The following is a 14051-nucleotide window of genomic DNA, read 5'->3' as shown; positions in this document are numbered from 1 at the left end:
GAAGCTGATACCCATTAAATCTTGATGCTATTTGTGTAGCAGCTGTCGAGCCTGCGAGGCTGCGTTCGGCTGCGCAGCAGTCGCAAAATCAGAACTTGCGGTGCGTCAGGCGGACCGCATCAGCTGGATGCACGACGGCTGCGCCGCCGAACGCAGGCTTCGCCAGCTGCTACAAAGGCAGGGCCACAAGAGTCGGGTCAAGCCAGTAAATCCCGCAACGTCGCCAGGCTGTCAGCTTCTTCCACCGACTTGTCCTGCCGCCAGCGCAATATCCGCGGAAACCGCACTGCAATCCCGCTCGGGTGCCGTTTCGACGGGGCAATGCTCTCGAATCCCAGCTCAAACACCAGGCTTGGTTTCACACGGATCACAGATCCGGACTTTTCCACCGTGGTCTTGCGCACGAGGCTGTCGATCTGGCGGATTTCTTCGTTGGTCAACCCGGAGTAGGCCTTGGCGAAAGGCACCAGTGTCCGCTCGCAGGCACAGGGTGGGCCGTCCCAAACGGCGAAAGTGTAATCAGTGTAGAGACTGGCCTGGCGGCCATGACCCTGCTGCGCATGGATCAGCACCGCATCGACACTGAACGGGTCGACTTTCCATTTCCACCACACGCCCGTGTCTTTGTTCCGCCCGACGCCATACTGCGCATCGCGGGCCTTGAGCATCATGCCTTCGACCTTCAGTTTGCGAGAGGCTTCCCGTTGGCGGGCGAGGTCGAACCAGTCTTCGCCGATCAACATGGGCGAGGCAAGTAACACCGGGTTTGCACAGGTGGTGACGAGGTGTTCCAACTGAGTGCGGCGCATGGCCTGAGTCTGGTTGCGCAAATCCTGGCCCTGCCATTCGAGCAGGTCAAAGGCCTGAATGACCACGGGCACCTCATCGAGGATTTTCTTGTCCAGCGTGTGACGGCTGCTGCGTTTTTGCAGCAGGGCGAAAGGCTGCACCGCCAGCGACGCAGGCGATTGCCGCTCGCAAGCGTTCCCAGAGCCCGAGGGCGCGGTTTTCCAGGCGACGATTTCACCGTCGATCACCGTGCCGTCGGGCAAGTCGTGAATCAGGCTGCCCAGTTCGGGGAACCGTTCGGTCACCAGTTCTTCGCCTCGCGACCAGACCCACAAGCGCCCATCGCGCTTGACCACTTGGGCGCGGATGCCGTCCCATTTCCACTCCACTTGCCATTGGCTGGCCGGGCCGAGCAGCGCTTCGAACTGCTCAACCGGTTGCGACAACGCATGGGCAAGGAAGAACGGGTAGGGTTGGCCACCCCGTTGGGCGTGTTCATCGGGTGCTTCGGGGGCAATCAGCTTCAGGTAACTGGCGGCATTCGGGCGGTGCGACGGGTCGGTGTAACCCACCAGTCGCTGGGCCACGCGTTTGCCGTCGAGCCCGGCCATTGCTGCCACGGCGCGGGTGACCAGCGATTTGGAGACACCGACACGGAAACTGCCGGTGATCAGTTTGATGCACAGCATCAGGCCCTGGCGATCCAGTTGCGCCCACAGCGCGGGCAGGCGTTCAGCGAGGACCCGCGGGGGCGCGCTGCGCAGTGGCAACAGTTTGTCCTCAATCCACACCGTCAGTCTGTCGGTAGACGTGTGAGGCGTTTCGGGCAGCACCAGCGAAATGGTTTCCGCCAGATCACCCACCGCCTGGTAGCTTTCCTCGAACAACCAGGGCGAGAGCCCGGAACACGCGATTGCCATGTCGCGCAGCACCCGTACCGGCACCCATTGCCGAAGCCGCCCGCCGGCCAGCAAATACACCGCCCAGGCGGCATCTTCGGGCGTGGCCTGGGCGAAGTAATGCTGCATCGCCGCCAGTTTGGCGTCGCTTGAGGTGGTGGCATCGAGTTCGGCATACAGCTCGGCGAAGGCTTTCATGCCTGCACCTCGGCGCTCTCGGGTTCGAAGGTTGCATTGTTCTCGTCGTCGCCGTATTCGGTGCGCAACCCCATGGCATCGAGGCCCTGTTCGCGCAGATGCCGTACCAGCACTCCGATCGATCCATGGGTGACCTTCACCCGTTCGGCCCCGGACTGTTCGATGGCCCAGAGCAGGCCGGGCCAATCGGCGTGATCGGACAACACGAAACCACGATCCACGCCATGCCGCCGCTGCGTGCCGCGCAAACGCATCCAGCCGCTGGCGAGGCCATCGCTGTAGTCGCCGAAGCGCCGTACCCAATTGCCGGTACCCGTTGCAGGCGGCGCGAGGACCAGAGCTTTGCGCATCATCGGGTCCTGCTTTTTTACTTCGCTGGCATAAATCGTTGGCGGTAAATGAATGCCGCTCTGACGATAAAACTGATTGATCGGCTCAACCGCACCATGCACCAGGATGGGGCCCAGGCCGGCATCGAGGCCATGAAGAATCCGCTGAGCCTTGCCGAAAGCATGACAGAGCAGCACGCTGGTTTTATCGACTGCGGCGTTGGACTGCCACCACTGATTGATCTCGGCAAGGATCTGCGCCTGGGGTTGCCAACGGTAAATTGGCAGGCCGTACGTCGATTCTGTGATGAAGGTGTGACAGCGCACCGGTTCGAACGGTGCACAGGTGCCGTCGGGCTCTGTTTTGTAATCACCGGAGGCGACCCAAACCTCACCGCCGCATTCCAGCCGGACCTGGGCTGAGCCGAGCATGTGGCCTGCGGGGTGAAAACTCAGTTTTACGCCATGGTGCAGCAATGGCTCGCCATAGGGTAGCGTTTGCAGGTTGATGTCCTGGCCCAGCTGCGCGCGCAGAATGCCCGCACCCGGTGCCGCCGCCAGATAGTGTTGGTTGCCACGGCGAGCATGGTCGCTATGAGCGTGGGTGATGACTGAGCGCTCGACGGGGTGCCACGGGTCGATATAGAAATCCCCGGGCGGGCAGTACAAACCTTCAGGACGTGCGATAACAAGGTCCATATTGTTACCAGAATGGAGAGGCCTGTTAGCTAGGAGGTTTGCCCGAAACGAGAAGTTCTATTTATTTTCACAGAGATTAATAACAAAAGATCGCAGCCTGCGGCAGCGCTTACAGATGGGTGCGAATCCCCTGTAGGCGCCGCCGCAGGCTGCGATCTTTTGATGTTACTTGCCAGGCGTCAGCGTCAACCGCGTCTTGCCATACACCTTGTCAAAGTTCTGCGGCTGCATCGGCAGGCTCATGTATTGACCTTTGAGCCATGGATCGACGCTGTCGAGATAGTGCGGGCTGGCCGGGTTGCCGGATTGGCCGGTAGCGTTCTGGCCCATCAGCGGTTCGGCCTGGCCGAAGTCGACAATAAAGCGCATGGCCGGGGCCTGCGTGGTGTTGAAGTCCTGACCCCAGGCGAACGAGGCGGTGTTGAGCGTAGTGTGATCGCCGCCGGCCGCCAGCGGACCGCGCACGGTCTGGCCGCTGGCGTTTTTCCACTCGTAGCGGTGCAGTTTGCCCCACTGCCAGGCTTTGTGATCGCCGCCCAACTGGCTGTCGCCCGCGCTGATCGCAGCCGCCAGGCTACGGGCCAGGATCGCCGGTTTGTCTTCTTTCTGCGCGGTGCGCACGTCATCCCAGAACGGACTGTCCTCACGCCCAAGCAGGTGATCGGCCTGGGCCGCGTAGGATAATTTGCCGTTGGCGATAAAGGCTTTCCACGCCGGGCTGCTTTCCGGGCCCAGTTCGTCGAGGAAAATCTGTTTGGTACTTTCCTGCAGGAACAGCTCGTAAATCGCCGCGTCGGCGGAGGTCGGGCTGAGTTTGCCGTCGAAGGCCATCAAGCGGGTATACGCCTCGCGAGCCTTGCCGCGATCGGCCACCGGCAACGCTTCGATGGCCTGCTTGAGTGGCTGGGCCATGCCCGGCGCTTCAAACATCTTCTTCAGCTTGGCGGCGAAGGTGGTGGTCTGGTCGTATTGCATGGCGATCAGGCTGCGGGTGTCGTGTTTGCCCACGCCCGCCAGTTCGGCCATGCGTTCGCCACGCTCCGGCGCCGCCCAGGAATTGGACAGCTGCATGCCGTAGCCATGGGGAATGACCCGCTGGTTGGCGGTGCCGAGCCAGCCCTGCGCCGGGTCCTGGTCATACGGATGGAGCATCGGGTCGGCGTAACCGTCCCAGTCGTAGCGACCTTCCCAGCCCGGCGACGGCAGCAAGCCTTCGCCTTCGCGACGGTTCGGGTAGCGCCCGGTGACTTGCCAGCCGATATTGCTGGCATCGGCAAACACCAGATTCAGGGCGATGGCGCGGATTTCACGGCTAGCGTCCGACGCTCTCTCGGTACTCTGCGCCCGGGACAGGTCGAAAAAGGCGTCCAGGGTTTTGTCATCGGTGAAGTCCGGCGCCTGCAGGGCCAGGCCGAAACCATTCGCCAGCGCCGTGCCCTGAGCGCTGTTGAGCAGTGGCCCATGGCGGGTTTCGTACACCGCTTCGCGAATCGGCCGCTGGCCTTTGACGAAATAGGTTTCGTTGCGCACGATCGCCGGCTGCCATTTGCCGCCCACTTCGTAGGAAAGGCCATTGCCCTGGCGTTTGATTTTTTCCAGGAACACGTCCTGGTTGTCGCCCATGACCGAGGTCATGCTCCACGCCACTTTGCCGTTGAAACCAGCGAGCACCATCGGTAACCCGGCAATGGTTACGCCGGAGGCCTGGTATTTCGGCGCGCGAATCTGCACGTAACTGAACAGCGACGGGACGCCCAACGGTCCATGGCTGTCGCTGGCCAGCAGGCTCTTACCGCTGCGGCTGCGTTGCGGGGCGATCGCCCAGTTGTTCGAGGAGGTAGCGCCCAGCAGATTCAGATCCGACAGTTGACCAGTGGCTTTGCTGATTTCGTTCAGCCCCGGGATTTGTCCGGTGAGTTTGATGCCCTGAAGTTTATCCGCTTCAGCCACCGGCAGTTTTTCGTCGGGAGCGGACGGGGTCAGCCACGCCAGTTTGTCGGTGCTGACAGTCTGGGCCAGCATCAGCGAGGAAATTTCTTCCGGCAGGTTCGCCGACTGGCTGAAGTTCAGCAGGCAGAACATCAGCGCCGAATCTTCCGGTTTCCAGTATTCAGGCTTGTAGCCGGTGGCCGCGAGGTCCGCAGGCAGTTTGTCGCGGTAGCGGAACAGGTAGGCGTTGACCCCGCGGGCATAGACTTCGAAGAAACGCTTGAGGCGTGGCGACGAGGCCTTATACAGCTCATCCGCGCTTTTCTTCAGGTTGACCGCACGCATGTAGCGGTCGGCATCGAGCAGGTCCGCGCCGGACATTTCCGCCAGACGGCCCTGGGCCAACAGGCGCAGAGTGACCATTTGGCTGATGCGGTCGCTGGCGTGCACGTAGCCGAGGGTGAACAGCGCATCGTGGAAGCTGTTGCTCTCGATCAGCGGCATGCCCATGGCATTGCGGCGAACCGAAACGTTTTGCGCCAGGCCCTTCAGCGCTTGCACGCCGGAGGTGGGCGGGAGGGTGTCCTGGGCGTTCCATGTCTGACAACCGGTCAGGCTCAAAACACCGGCCACTGCTGCGGCAACGCCGAACCGGGGAAGAAAATGTGTAAGGGCTGGCGAGGCCATGGCAAAGCTCCTGCGGGGGTAGTGACGCGACAAAGGCGCTACGTTAGTGAGCAGGAGGTGGACGCGCAAGCGGCGGCTGGGTTATTTCTTTTCGGTGATCGCCGGCATCAGGTCGTCCTGTTTGCGTTTGATGGCTTGCCGGTAGCAAGAGGCGATGCTGAAGTGCGGCAAATTCAATAGCCTCGCATGGGAAAAGTCGGCATGGAACTTAAGACAAACGCGGCGCTGATCATCATCGATCAACAAAAAGGCATCCTGCATCCCAAGTTGGGCCGTCGAAACAACCCTCAGGCCGAAGAGCGCATCCTGGAGTTATTGGGGCATTGGCGTCGCACCGGGCGGCCGGTGATTCATGTGCAGCACCTGTCCCGCTCTGTGGATTCGGTGTTCTGGCCGCAGCAGTCGGGGGTGGAGTTTCAGGAGCGCTTCCAGCCATCGATCGGTGAGTGGCTGATACAGAAACAAGTGCCGGATGCGTTTTGCTCGACCGGGCTGGAAGCGAGTTTGCGCGAGGCGGGGATCGATCAGTTGATCATCGTTGGCGTGGCGACGCACAACTCGGTGGAATCCACGGCGCGAACGGCTGGGAATCTGGGGTTTGAGGCGTGGGTTGTGGAGGATGCGTGCTTTACCTTCGACAAGGCGGACTTTTTCGGCAATGCCCATTCAGCTGAAGAAGTGCATGCGATGTCGCTGGGGAATCTGCATGGGGAATATGCGACGGTCGTTAGCGCCGCGAGCATTCTCATGAACGACTGAAACCTTGAACTGACCCCAAAATTAGGATTGGTGTCCAACTTTTGGGGTGCAGATCAACTTGTAGGAGCGAGGCTTGCCCGCGAAGAACGATGACGCGGTTTTTCTGATTGATCGTGGCGCCCTTTTCGCGGGCAAGCCTCGCTCCTACAGGGATTGGCGATTCAACAGGCGAAGAAGTTATTCGCCCGAATCCTCAAGCCCCGTGGCACTTCTTGAATTTCTTGCCGTTGCCGCAGGGGCAAGGGTCGTTGCGACCGACGTCTTTCAGGGCGTTGCGCACCGGTTCCTGGTGGGCGTGGCCGCAGTTTGGGCCGTGGACATGGCCATGGTCGTGATCATGGTGGTCGTGATGGTCATGATCGTGGTTGCAGTCAGGGCCATGGACGTGGGGTTGCTGGGTCATCGGGGTCACTCCGGAATTAAATCGGCGGCGATTATCACGCCATTGCGCGCCAGGTGCACGTAGTGTGCGATGAATAAACCGGTTTCAAGTGTGCCTTCCAGACGATAGGGAATCGGTTGCTCGGGTTTTTTCAGCAGTTTCACCACATCCCGAACCCTGGGCCACAGGTTGGTGCGGATCGGCACCTTGAAGTAGGCACTGTGCTTGGGGCCGACGGTGAACCAATGTTCGTGCTCGCCTTCGGTCAGCAGGACGTCCCCCAGATGAATGCGATATTCCAGGGCGCGCACCGTCAGGTCTTCGTCATTGGGGTTGTCGACGCGAAAATGCAGCAGGAATTTCTGCTCCAGCAACTTGGCCCGGACCACCTCGACCTTGACCAGATGCACTTGCGGGTCTGGCAAGTCGTTGCTGAACCATGAGGCGCAGCCGCCGACTCCTGAAAACAGAAGCAGCAAAGTGAACAGATAGAGCGCGAATCGTCCGGTGATCATGGTCGTGTTTCTCCCTTTGTAGCAGCTGCCTCGCTGTAGCAGCTGCTACGGCCGAACGCAGCTTTCGGCAGCTGCTACAGGGGGCACCTCAAGCGCCGAAATAACTCGCGCAGCACTTCTTGAACTTCTGCCCGCTGGCGCACGGGCACGCATCGTTGCGCCCGGCCTTGAGCGGCACCGTAGGGTCGATGAAGTACCAGCGGCCGGCGTTCTGCACGAATGACGAACGTTCGCGGTGGCTGTGTTCGCCGCTGCCGTCGTGCCAGCGAGCGGTGAAGGTGACGAAGGCGTGCTCCGGCTGGCCGCCGAAGACCTCGGCGCCTTCCACTTCCAGGCCCAGCCAGGTGCTCTGGGCGCTCCAGTCGCTGATCGACTGGCGATCCAGGCCGGCCTGTTGCGCGGGCAGGGTGGTCGCTACCAGATAATCGACCAGCCCCAGCACATAGGCGCTGTAGCGCGAACGCATCAGGACTTCGGCGCTGGGGGCCGGATGGCCGGCATGGTAATGACCGCAGCAGGCATCGAGCAGCGTGCCGCTGCCGCAAGGGCAAATGGATGTACTCATTGCGTTACCACCAGTATTTCCCGAAGTTTTCCGGATTGGCCCAGAAGCGTGAGTTGAGCCAGTCGGGTACCTGTTTGTAGTCAAGCAGATCGTAGGTAAACAACGTCAACACTTGATCGTCGCGCTGGAAGCGTTCGCTGGCTTGCAGGGCCAGGGAGAAAAAATCCGTCTCCTGCCAACCGCTGGCGGGCAAGTCGGCCAACACCGCAATGCGACTGGCATTGAGGTTGCGTATCCCGCCGAGCAGATTCAGGCCGTCGCGCTTGGATAAGTGTTCGAGGCAATCGACCACCAGCGCCAGATCAAACCGCTGCGCCGCCAGTTCGGCCGGCAATGCTCCGGGTGCGGCAAAAGCCACGATGCTGTCCGGGTGCGCGAGTTTGAATGCCTCGAGCGCGGGGAACTCACTGGCGCCAATCAGCAACAGACGCGTCGGGGCGTAACGATCAAGCAATGCGGCCAACGCCTGCTGGGGCGTGCGCGAAGAAATACTTGCAGTCATCGAAGATCCTCAATCAGAACGCCAAGATTAACGTGTCTTGTCGAGCGTGTTTAAGCAAAAAGCGCCGATCTTCCGTGAACATAAGGCAAAACAGCAATGGCCTATTGCTGGCGGAGATTAAAAGTCCGGTCTTTACTCCTTGAAATCGGTTATTAGCCGATCCCTCAGGAGAAAACTAGATGAGCATAGTTCGGACAGCATTACCTTTGGTTCTGCTAACCAGTGTGTTGACTGGTTGCGCAGGTTTGCAGAAAACCGACTGGCCGACCTGTGCGGCGGTCGGTGGTGTCGTCGGTGCAGGGCTCGGTGCGACAGAGAGCTCTTCATGGGCGGGGTATGGCGCGCTGCTGGTCGGCGGCACGGCAGCGGCTTATTGCTGGGTGCATGGCGATGGCGACGAAGACGGCGATGGTGTGCCGGACAGCCGCGACAAGTGCCCTCACACACCGAGAGGCGTGCGAGTCGATGCCGACGGCTGTCCTCCACCCGCGCCTGCGCCGGTGGTCGAAGAGAAGGCGGTGGTCAAGGAAGAAGTCATCGTTATCCGTGATGTTCACTTCCAGTTCGACTCGTCCAAGCTCACTCCTTCCGATAAAGAGGTACTCAACACCGTTGCTACGCGCCTGAAACAGGAGCCCGCCAGCGCCCGGTTGACCGTGACCGGTCATACCGACAGCGTCGGCAGCGATAAATACAACCAGAAACTGTCGGACAAACGCGCCCATTCGGTGGTGGAGTACCTGATTTCGCAAGGCGTGCCACGCAGCAGTTTCGTGTCTGTGACCGGTGCCGGTGAAAGCCAGCCGGTGGCCGATAACAAAACCGCTGAAGGCCGTGCGCTGAACCGGCGTACGGAAATCAAAATCGACCGCTAACCCCCTTGTATTCCGCGGCTTGTGCAGTCGCGGATGCGGGTCTTTACTCCTGTGTGACCGGTATGGGCCGGTGACACAGGAGCATTCACAATGAGCGTTCTCACAAGGACCGTCTTGCCGGTTCTACTGCTTGGTAGTCTTCTGACCGGCTGCGCGACTCACAGCGATGGCACCGCCCCCTTGAATCAACGTACCTGGCCGATCTGCAGTGTCATTGGCGGACTGGTTGGCGGCGGTCTGGGCGCGATCGAAAGTGGCGGTTGGGCGGCAGGTGGAGCGGCGCTCGGTATCTTGACCGGTGGCTTGGTCTGTTACGCCCAGGATGGCGACGAGGACGGTGATGGTGTTTTCGATCGACGCGATCGTTGCCCCGATACGCCTGCCAATACACCTGTCGATCATCACGGTTGCCCGCTACCGCAATATCCGGCCAGCGTAAAAACTGCTGAACCGCCGGTATCCGAAGTCATCACGCTGAGCAGTAATGTGTTGTTCGCGTACAACAAATCCGACCTGACGCCCGAGGCACGCAGCGAGCTGGATTCGTTGATGCCCAAATTGCAGAGTGCCGATGTGGTGAGCGTCAAGGTCGTCGGCCATACCGACAGTCAGGGTTCGGACGCCTATAACCAGAAGCTGTCGGAACGTCGTGCCAGCAGCGTGGCGGCCTACCTGTTGAGCCGGGGGCTGGCGCCGAACAAACTCACCAGCGAAGGACGGGGTGAAACCCAGCCGGTGGCTGACAATGATACGGAAGAAGGGCGGGCAAAAAACCGTCGTGTGGAGTTGCACATCAATCGCTAGGCTCCGTGATCAAGAGGCCCGTGATAGAGCCGTCGGATGGCCGTCAAGGTTGCCCCGGCGGCCATTCGATGCCTTTCGGAAGAATTTTCCGTTGCCCTCTGGCTTATCCCGCGTGTAAGCCGTTATGGTGCGTGCAAATAATAATTCTCGACGGGGGAGCGTATGAAGGTGTTTTGGGGGCTGGGGAAGTTGTTGACCCTGCTGTTCTGGTTGGTGGTGCTGGTCAATCTGCTCATACCGTTTGTTCGTCCACTGCACCTGTTGGTCGATCTGGCTGGCAGCCTGTTGGCGCTGGCTCATCTTCTGGAGCTGGTGTTCTGCAATCGCAGCCTCACAGGTCGAGCCCACCCCTGGCGTGATCGCCTGAAGATTGTCTTTTTCGGCGTTTTCCACCTGCAAACCATTCCGGCCCCGGCCACTGCGAAGGCTTCCCATGCGTAAACTCTGTCTGCTCGCCGCACTCATCAGCCCATTGGCCTGCGCTCAGGTGGTGAGTGTTGAAACCAACTCGCTGATGCGCTTGCCCAACACCGCCAGCTCCCTGCAACTGGAACGACTGGAAGTCGCCGATTACGGCACCTTGCTGATTCCCTCGAACGTGACCGAAGTGACGGTCGGCGAGCTGCACCTGGGACGCGAAGCGCGGATCGCCATTGTGCCGAGCGAACAGGCTCTGGCGTTGAAGGTCAGCCGGGCCGAGTTGGCCGAAGGCAGCCAGATCACCGCGCGGGGCGCCCCCGGGACTTATCTCAAGGCTGCCCGCTCCGGGCGCAATCTGAATTTGCAGATCAAAGCGCTGAAGGCGCCGCAATTGTCGGTAGACGCTCGCGGTGGCGCGGGCGCCCCGGGTTTTGTCGGTCTTGACGGGGCCAACGGCCAAGCACCGGGTTGCACCTGGGGCCAGGCCGGTCGCGGCTTCGATGGCAGTGACGGCAGCGACGGCCAACCCGGTGCGCCGGGGGCGCTGGTTCGACTGGAAGTGCCGCGTGACTATCCGGCGGAGCAGATCAAGGTCGAGGTGGCGGGCGGAGTCGGTGGCGCGGCCGGACCGGGTGGCAAACCGGGGGCGGGCGGCAAGGCCAAGGGCTGCATTGTCTATAAAGCCGATGGCGGCAAGAGCGGTCGCCCCGGTGCCGATGGCCAGCCTGGGCCTGCCGGGGCGGCAGGCTCGGTGAGCATTCAGCGGTTGTAAGAACGACCGAGAACCCCTGTGGCGAGGGAGCTTGCTCCCGCTGGGTCGCGAAGCGGCCCCAAAGCCGGCGACCCTGTTTTTTCAGAACGTGCGCAGTGATCGATTACGACTGCTACGCAGCCGAGCGGGAGCAAGCTCCCTCGCCACAGAGACTATGCATTGCTCAGAACATCGGCCGAGCCGCAGCAATCGCCACCAGCACCAACCCGACCATCAGGTTAATCCCCACCAACCGGCGAATCTTGCCCAGCGTCGCCGCGCCCGTCGGCCAATCCTCAGCCGCTACCGCCGTGCGCAGTTCCGGCAGCAGCAACGCCTGAATCCGGATAAACAACGCGGTCATCACCACATACAATCCCATCATCGCCTGCACATACCGCGGTGCCGCTTCAAACCCGGTGAACTGCAAATGAATCATGCCCACACCGCTGATCGGCAAAAGCACCACCGCGACCCAGACCCAGCGGAAAAAACCTTGAAACACTTCCACCCACAGCTTCAGCCGGGCAGGGCCTTCCAGCGCCTTCATCGCAGCGGGGCGAAGGACCATCCAGGCGAAAAACATGCCGCCGACCCAGACCAGGGCGGCCAGGACATGCAGGGTATAAACGATGCCAAAAGGTGTCATTGGGGTACTCCGTTCTGCGCGGGATTAATTAGCGGGGTATGATAGCGGCCGATCCGAACCACTGAAAATTTATCCAGCGTTTTTTGCGCCCGACAATCAATGATCAGCACTGAACTCAAAACCACGATCCAGGGCGCCTACTCGCGTTTTCTCGAAGCCAAGAGCCTCAAGCCACGCTACGGCCAACGCCTGATGATCGCCGAAATCGCCAAAGTCCTCGGTGACATCGACACCGACGACGAAGGCCGGCGCAGTGGCGACCCCGCGATTGTCGCGGTGGAAGCCGGCACCGGTACCGGCAAAACCGTGGCCTACAGCCTGGCAGCGATCCCCGCCGCCAAGGCCGCTGGCAAGCGTCTGGTGATCGCCACGGCCACCGTGGCCCTGCAAGAACAGATCGTCTACAAGGATTTGCCCGACCTGATGCGCAATAGCGGGCTGAATTTCAGCTTCGCCCTGGCCAAGGGGCGGGGGCGCTACATGTGCCTGTCCAAGCTCGACATGTTGCTCCAGGAAGGTCACGCGCAAACCGCTACCGCACAGCTGTTCGAAGAAGAAGGCTTCAAGATCGAGGTCGATGAGGCCAGTCAGAAGCTGTTCACCAGCATGATCGAGAAACTTGCCGGCAATAAGTGGGACGGCGACCGCGACAGTTGGTCCACCGCGCTCGAAGACGCCGACTGGGCGCGCCTGACCACCGATCACAGCCAGTGCACCAACCGCCATTGCCCCAACTTCGGCCAGTGCGCCTTCTACAAGGCCCGCGAAGGCATGGGCAAGGTCGACGTGATCGTCACCAACCACGACATGGTCCTGGCCGACCTGGCCCTGGGCGGCGGCGCGGTTCTGCCGGACCCGCGCGACACGATCTACGTGTTCGACGAAGGCCATCACCTGCCAGACAAGGCCATCGGCCACTTCGCCCATTACACACGCTTGCGCTCCACCGCCGACTGGCTGGAGACCACCGCCAAGAACCTCACCAAATTGCTCGCCCAACACCCGCTGCCGGGGGATCTGGGCAAGTTGATCGAACAGGTGCCGGAACTGGCCCGGGAGATCAAGACCCAGCAGCAGTTCATGTTCAGTGCCTGTGAGCAAGTCGCCGACTTCAAGCCCGGCGAAGACGTCGAAGGTCGCGAGCGGCCGCGTCACCGTTTCGTCGGCGGGGTGATTCCCGAACATATGCGTGAGATGGGCATCGAGTTGAAGAAGGGCTTTGCCCGACTGACCGACCTGTTCACCCGGCTTACCGAACTGCTCAAGGAAGGCATGGACGGCGAGGTCAACATTGGCATCGCCAGCAACCAGGCCGAAGAGTGGTATCCGCTGTTCGGTAGCCTGCTGTCGCGCTCTTCGGGAAACTGGGAGTTGTGGACCGCCTTCACCGTCGAAGACCCGGAAGATAACCCGCCCATGGCCCGTTGGCTGACGCTGGCCGAAAGCGGTTCGTTGTTCGACATCGAGGTCAATGCCAGCCCGATCCTCGCGGCGGAAATGCTCCGGCGCAACTTGTGGAACGTGGCTTACGGGGCGCTGGTGACCTCGGCGACCCTGACCGCTCTCGGCACCTTCGACCGTTTCCGCATGCGCGCCGGCCTGCCGAAAACCGCCGTGACCGCCGTGGTCCCGAGCCCGTTCCATCATGCCGACGCCGGCGTATTACGGGTGCCGGACCTGAAAGCCGACCCGCGCGATGCACCGGCCCATACGGCGGCGATCATTCGCGACTTGCCGGAACTGGTCGAGGGCTCCCGTGGCACCCTGGTGCTGTTCTCCTCGCGCAAACAGATGCAGGACGTGTTCGACGGGCTGGATCGCGACTGGCGCAAGCAAGTGTTCATTCAAGGCAACCTGTCGAAGCAGGAAACCCTGAACAAGCACAAGGCGCGGGTCGATGGCGGGGATTCCAGCGTGCTGTTCGGCCTGGCGAGCTTTGCCGAAGGCGTGGATTTGCCCGGTGCCTACTGCGAGCACGTGGTGATCGCCAAGATCCCGTTCTCGGTGCCCGACGATCCGGTCGAAGCCGCGCTGGCTGAGTGGATCGAAGCCCGTGGCGGCAATCCGTTCATGGAAATCTCCGTGCCGGACGCCTCGTTGAAACTGGTCCAGGCCTGCGGTCGCCTGCTGCGAACCGAAGAAGACCGCGGCACCATCACCTTGCTTGACCGTCGTTTGGTCACACAGCGCTACGGCAAAGCTATTCTCAATGCGTTGCCGCCATTTCGTCGTGAAATTTCCTGATGCGCCGGTGGGCAAATTTGCCCACCGCGTTGTCTACCTCACTGCCACTGCCTTT

General features: G+C 61.1%; 14 protein-coding genes. 6 read left to right on the top strand and 8 right to left on the bottom strand.

Annotated elements, in window-relative coordinates:
- Positions 1–197 precede the first annotated feature (197 nt).
- The 3 genes from FFH90_RS24455 to FFH90_RS24445 all read right to left on the bottom strand — a co-directional run bounded on the left by FFH90_RS24455 (position 198) and on the right by FFH90_RS24445 (position 5530).
- Complete coding sequence (locus tag FFH90_RS24455; protein WP_138866235.1) at positions 198–1886, bottom strand: ATP-dependent DNA ligase; 1689 nt, start codon at positions 1884–1886, stop codon at positions 198–200.
- A complete protein-coding gene (locus tag FFH90_RS24450; RefSeq protein WP_138866234.1) occupies positions 1883–2914 on the bottom strand; it encodes a ligase-associated DNA damage response exonuclease in 1032 nt (343 codons plus the stop codon). Before FFH90_RS24450 ends, FFH90_RS24455 begins: the two co-directional genes overlap by 4 nt.
- A 165-nt stretch (positions 2915–3079) precedes the next feature.
- Positions 3080–5530 (bottom strand): penicillin acylase family protein, encoded by a 2451-nt coding sequence (locus FFH90_RS24445; protein WP_138866233.1) that lies wholly within the window; start codon positions 5528–5530, stop codon positions 3080–3082.
- Between the two features lie 201 nt (positions 5531–5731).
- Between FFH90_RS24445 and FFH90_RS24440 the strand changes: the two genes are divergently transcribed.
- Positions 5732–6289, top strand: coding sequence for a cysteine hydrolase family protein (locus FFH90_RS24440; protein WP_018926925.1), 558 nt, complete (start codon positions 5732–5734; stop codon positions 6287–6289).
- 193 nt (positions 6290–6482) lie between these two features.
- Here FFH90_RS24440 and FFH90_RS24430 read toward each other — a convergent pair whose 3' ends face one another.
- From FFH90_RS24430 to FFH90_RS24415, 4 genes are all read right to left on the bottom strand, one after another.
- Positions 6483–6692 carry an SEC-C metal-binding domain-containing protein gene (locus tag FFH90_RS24430; RefSeq protein WP_007906737.1) on the bottom strand — a complete coding sequence of 70 codons (210 nt, stop codon included), beginning with the start codon at positions 6690–6692 and terminating at the stop codon, positions 6483–6485.
- 5 nt (positions 6693–6697) lie between these two features.
- A complete protein-coding gene (locus tag FFH90_RS24425; protein WP_064619955.1) occupies positions 6698–7186 on the bottom strand; it encodes an LEA type 2 family protein in 489 nt (162 codons plus the stop codon).
- Between the two features lie 88 nt (positions 7187–7274).
- Positions 7275–7751 (bottom strand): YchJ family protein, encoded by a 477-nt coding sequence (locus FFH90_RS24420; protein ID WP_018926923.1) that lies wholly within the window; start codon positions 7749–7751, stop codon positions 7275–7277.
- A gap of 4 nt (positions 7752–7755) precedes the next feature.
- Positions 7756–8253 (bottom strand): DUF6231 family protein, encoded by a 498-nt coding sequence (locus FFH90_RS24415; protein ID WP_064619952.1) that lies wholly within the window; start codon positions 8251–8253, stop codon positions 7756–7758.
- Between the two features lie 179 nt (positions 8254–8432).
- Here FFH90_RS24415 and FFH90_RS24410 point away from each other — a divergent pair, with 179 nt between their 5' ends.
- The 4 genes from FFH90_RS24410 (at position 8433) to FFH90_RS24395 (ending at position 11124) form a co-directional block, all read left to right on the top strand.
- The gene (locus tag FFH90_RS24410) at positions 8433–9128 is read left to right on the top strand and encodes an OmpA family protein (RefSeq protein ID WP_026286483.1); all 696 of its coding nucleotides are present in this window, start codon (positions 8433–8435) and stop codon (positions 9126–9128) included.
- Between the two features lie 90 nt (positions 9129–9218).
- The gene (locus FFH90_RS24405; protein ID WP_138866232.1) at positions 9219–9932 is read left to right on the top strand and encodes an OmpA family protein; all 714 of its coding nucleotides are present in this window, start codon (positions 9219–9221) and stop codon (positions 9930–9932) included.
- A gap of 162 nt (positions 9933–10094) precedes the next feature.
- Positions 10095–10373 carry a DUF1145 domain-containing protein gene (locus FFH90_RS24400; protein ID WP_138866231.1) on the top strand — a complete coding sequence of 93 codons (279 nt, stop codon included), beginning with the start codon at positions 10095–10097 and terminating at the stop codon, positions 10371–10373.
- The gene (locus FFH90_RS24395; protein ID WP_064619944.1) at positions 10366–11124 is read left to right on the top strand and encodes a collagen-like protein; all 759 of its coding nucleotides are present in this window, start codon (positions 10366–10368) and stop codon (positions 11122–11124) included. The genes FFH90_RS24400 and FFH90_RS24395 overlap by 8 nt, the downstream gene beginning before the upstream one ends.
- Before the next feature lie 163 nt (positions 11125–11287).
- Here the strand turns inward: FFH90_RS24395 and FFH90_RS24390 are convergent, their stop codons facing one another.
- A complete protein-coding gene (locus FFH90_RS24390) occupies positions 11288–11752 on the bottom strand; it encodes a CopD family protein (protein WP_064619942.1) in 465 nt (154 codons plus the stop codon).
- Between the two features lie 99 nt (positions 11753–11851).
- Here FFH90_RS24390 and dinG point away from each other — a divergent pair, with 99 nt between their 5' ends.
- On the top strand, positions 11852–13996 hold the full coding sequence (gene dinG, locus FFH90_RS24385; RefSeq protein WP_007935913.1) for an ATP-dependent DNA helicase DinG: 2145 nt from the start codon (positions 11852–11854) through the stop codon (positions 13994–13996).
- Positions 13997–14051 lie beyond the last annotated feature (55 nt).

It is taken from the genome of Pseudomonas sp. ATCC 43928, from assembly GCF_005938665.2.
Lineage (GTDB): Bacteria > Pseudomonadota > Gammaproteobacteria > Pseudomonadales > Pseudomonadaceae > Aquipseudomonas.
Note: the sequence above shows the minus strand (reverse complement) of the source record. Positions and strands in the feature narration are given on the sequence as shown.

What these genes read in the sequence shown, in the direction of transcription:
- FFH90_RS24455 (WP_138866235.1), bottom strand. Translation starts at nt 1,886, where the DNA reads ATGAAAGCCTTCGCCGAGCTGTATGCCGAACTCGATGCCACCACCTCA.
- FFH90_RS24450 (WP_138866234.1), bottom strand. Translation starts at nt 2,914, where the DNA reads ATGGACCTTGTTATCGCACGTCCTGAAGGTTTGTACTGCCCGCCCGGG.
- FFH90_RS24445 (WP_138866233.1), bottom strand. Translation starts at nt 5,530, where the DNA reads ATGGCCTCGCCAGCCCTTACACATTTTCTTCCCCGGTTCGGCGTTGCC.
- FFH90_RS24440 (WP_018926925.1), top strand. Translation starts at nt 5,732, where the DNA reads ATGGAACTTAAGACAAACGCGGCGCTGATCATCATCGATCAACAAAAA.
- FFH90_RS24430 (WP_007906737.1), bottom strand. Translation starts at nt 6,692, where the DNA reads ATGACCCAGCAACCCCACGTCCATGGCCCTGACTGCAACCACGATCAT.
- FFH90_RS24425 (WP_064619955.1), bottom strand. Translation starts at nt 7,186, where the DNA reads ATGATCACCGGACGATTCGCGCTCTATCTGTTCACTTTGCTGCTTCTG.
- FFH90_RS24420 (WP_018926923.1), bottom strand. Translation starts at nt 7,751, where the DNA reads ATGAGTACATCCATTTGCCCTTGCGGCAGCGGCACGCTGCTCGATGCC.
- FFH90_RS24415 (WP_064619952.1), bottom strand. Translation starts at nt 8,253, where the DNA reads ATGACTGCAAGTATTTCTTCGCGCACGCCCCAGCAGGCGTTGGCCGCA.
- FFH90_RS24410 (WP_026286483.1), top strand. Translation starts at nt 8,433, where the DNA reads ATGAGCATAGTTCGGACAGCATTACCTTTGGTTCTGCTAACCAGTGTG.
- FFH90_RS24405 (WP_138866232.1), top strand. Translation starts at nt 9,219, where the DNA reads ATGAGCGTTCTCACAAGGACCGTCTTGCCGGTTCTACTGCTTGGTAGT.
- FFH90_RS24400 (WP_138866231.1), top strand. Translation starts at nt 10,095, where the DNA reads ATGAAGGTGTTTTGGGGGCTGGGGAAGTTGTTGACCCTGCTGTTCTGG.
- FFH90_RS24395 (WP_064619944.1), top strand. Translation starts at nt 10,366, where the DNA reads ATGCGTAAACTCTGTCTGCTCGCCGCACTCATCAGCCCATTGGCCTGC.
- FFH90_RS24390 (WP_064619942.1), bottom strand. Translation starts at nt 11,752, where the DNA reads ATGACACCTTTTGGCATCGTTTATACCCTGCATGTCCTGGCCGCCCTG.
- dinG (WP_007935913.1), top strand. Translation starts at nt 11,852, where the DNA reads ATGATCAGCACTGAACTCAAAACCACGATCCAGGGCGCCTACTCGCGT.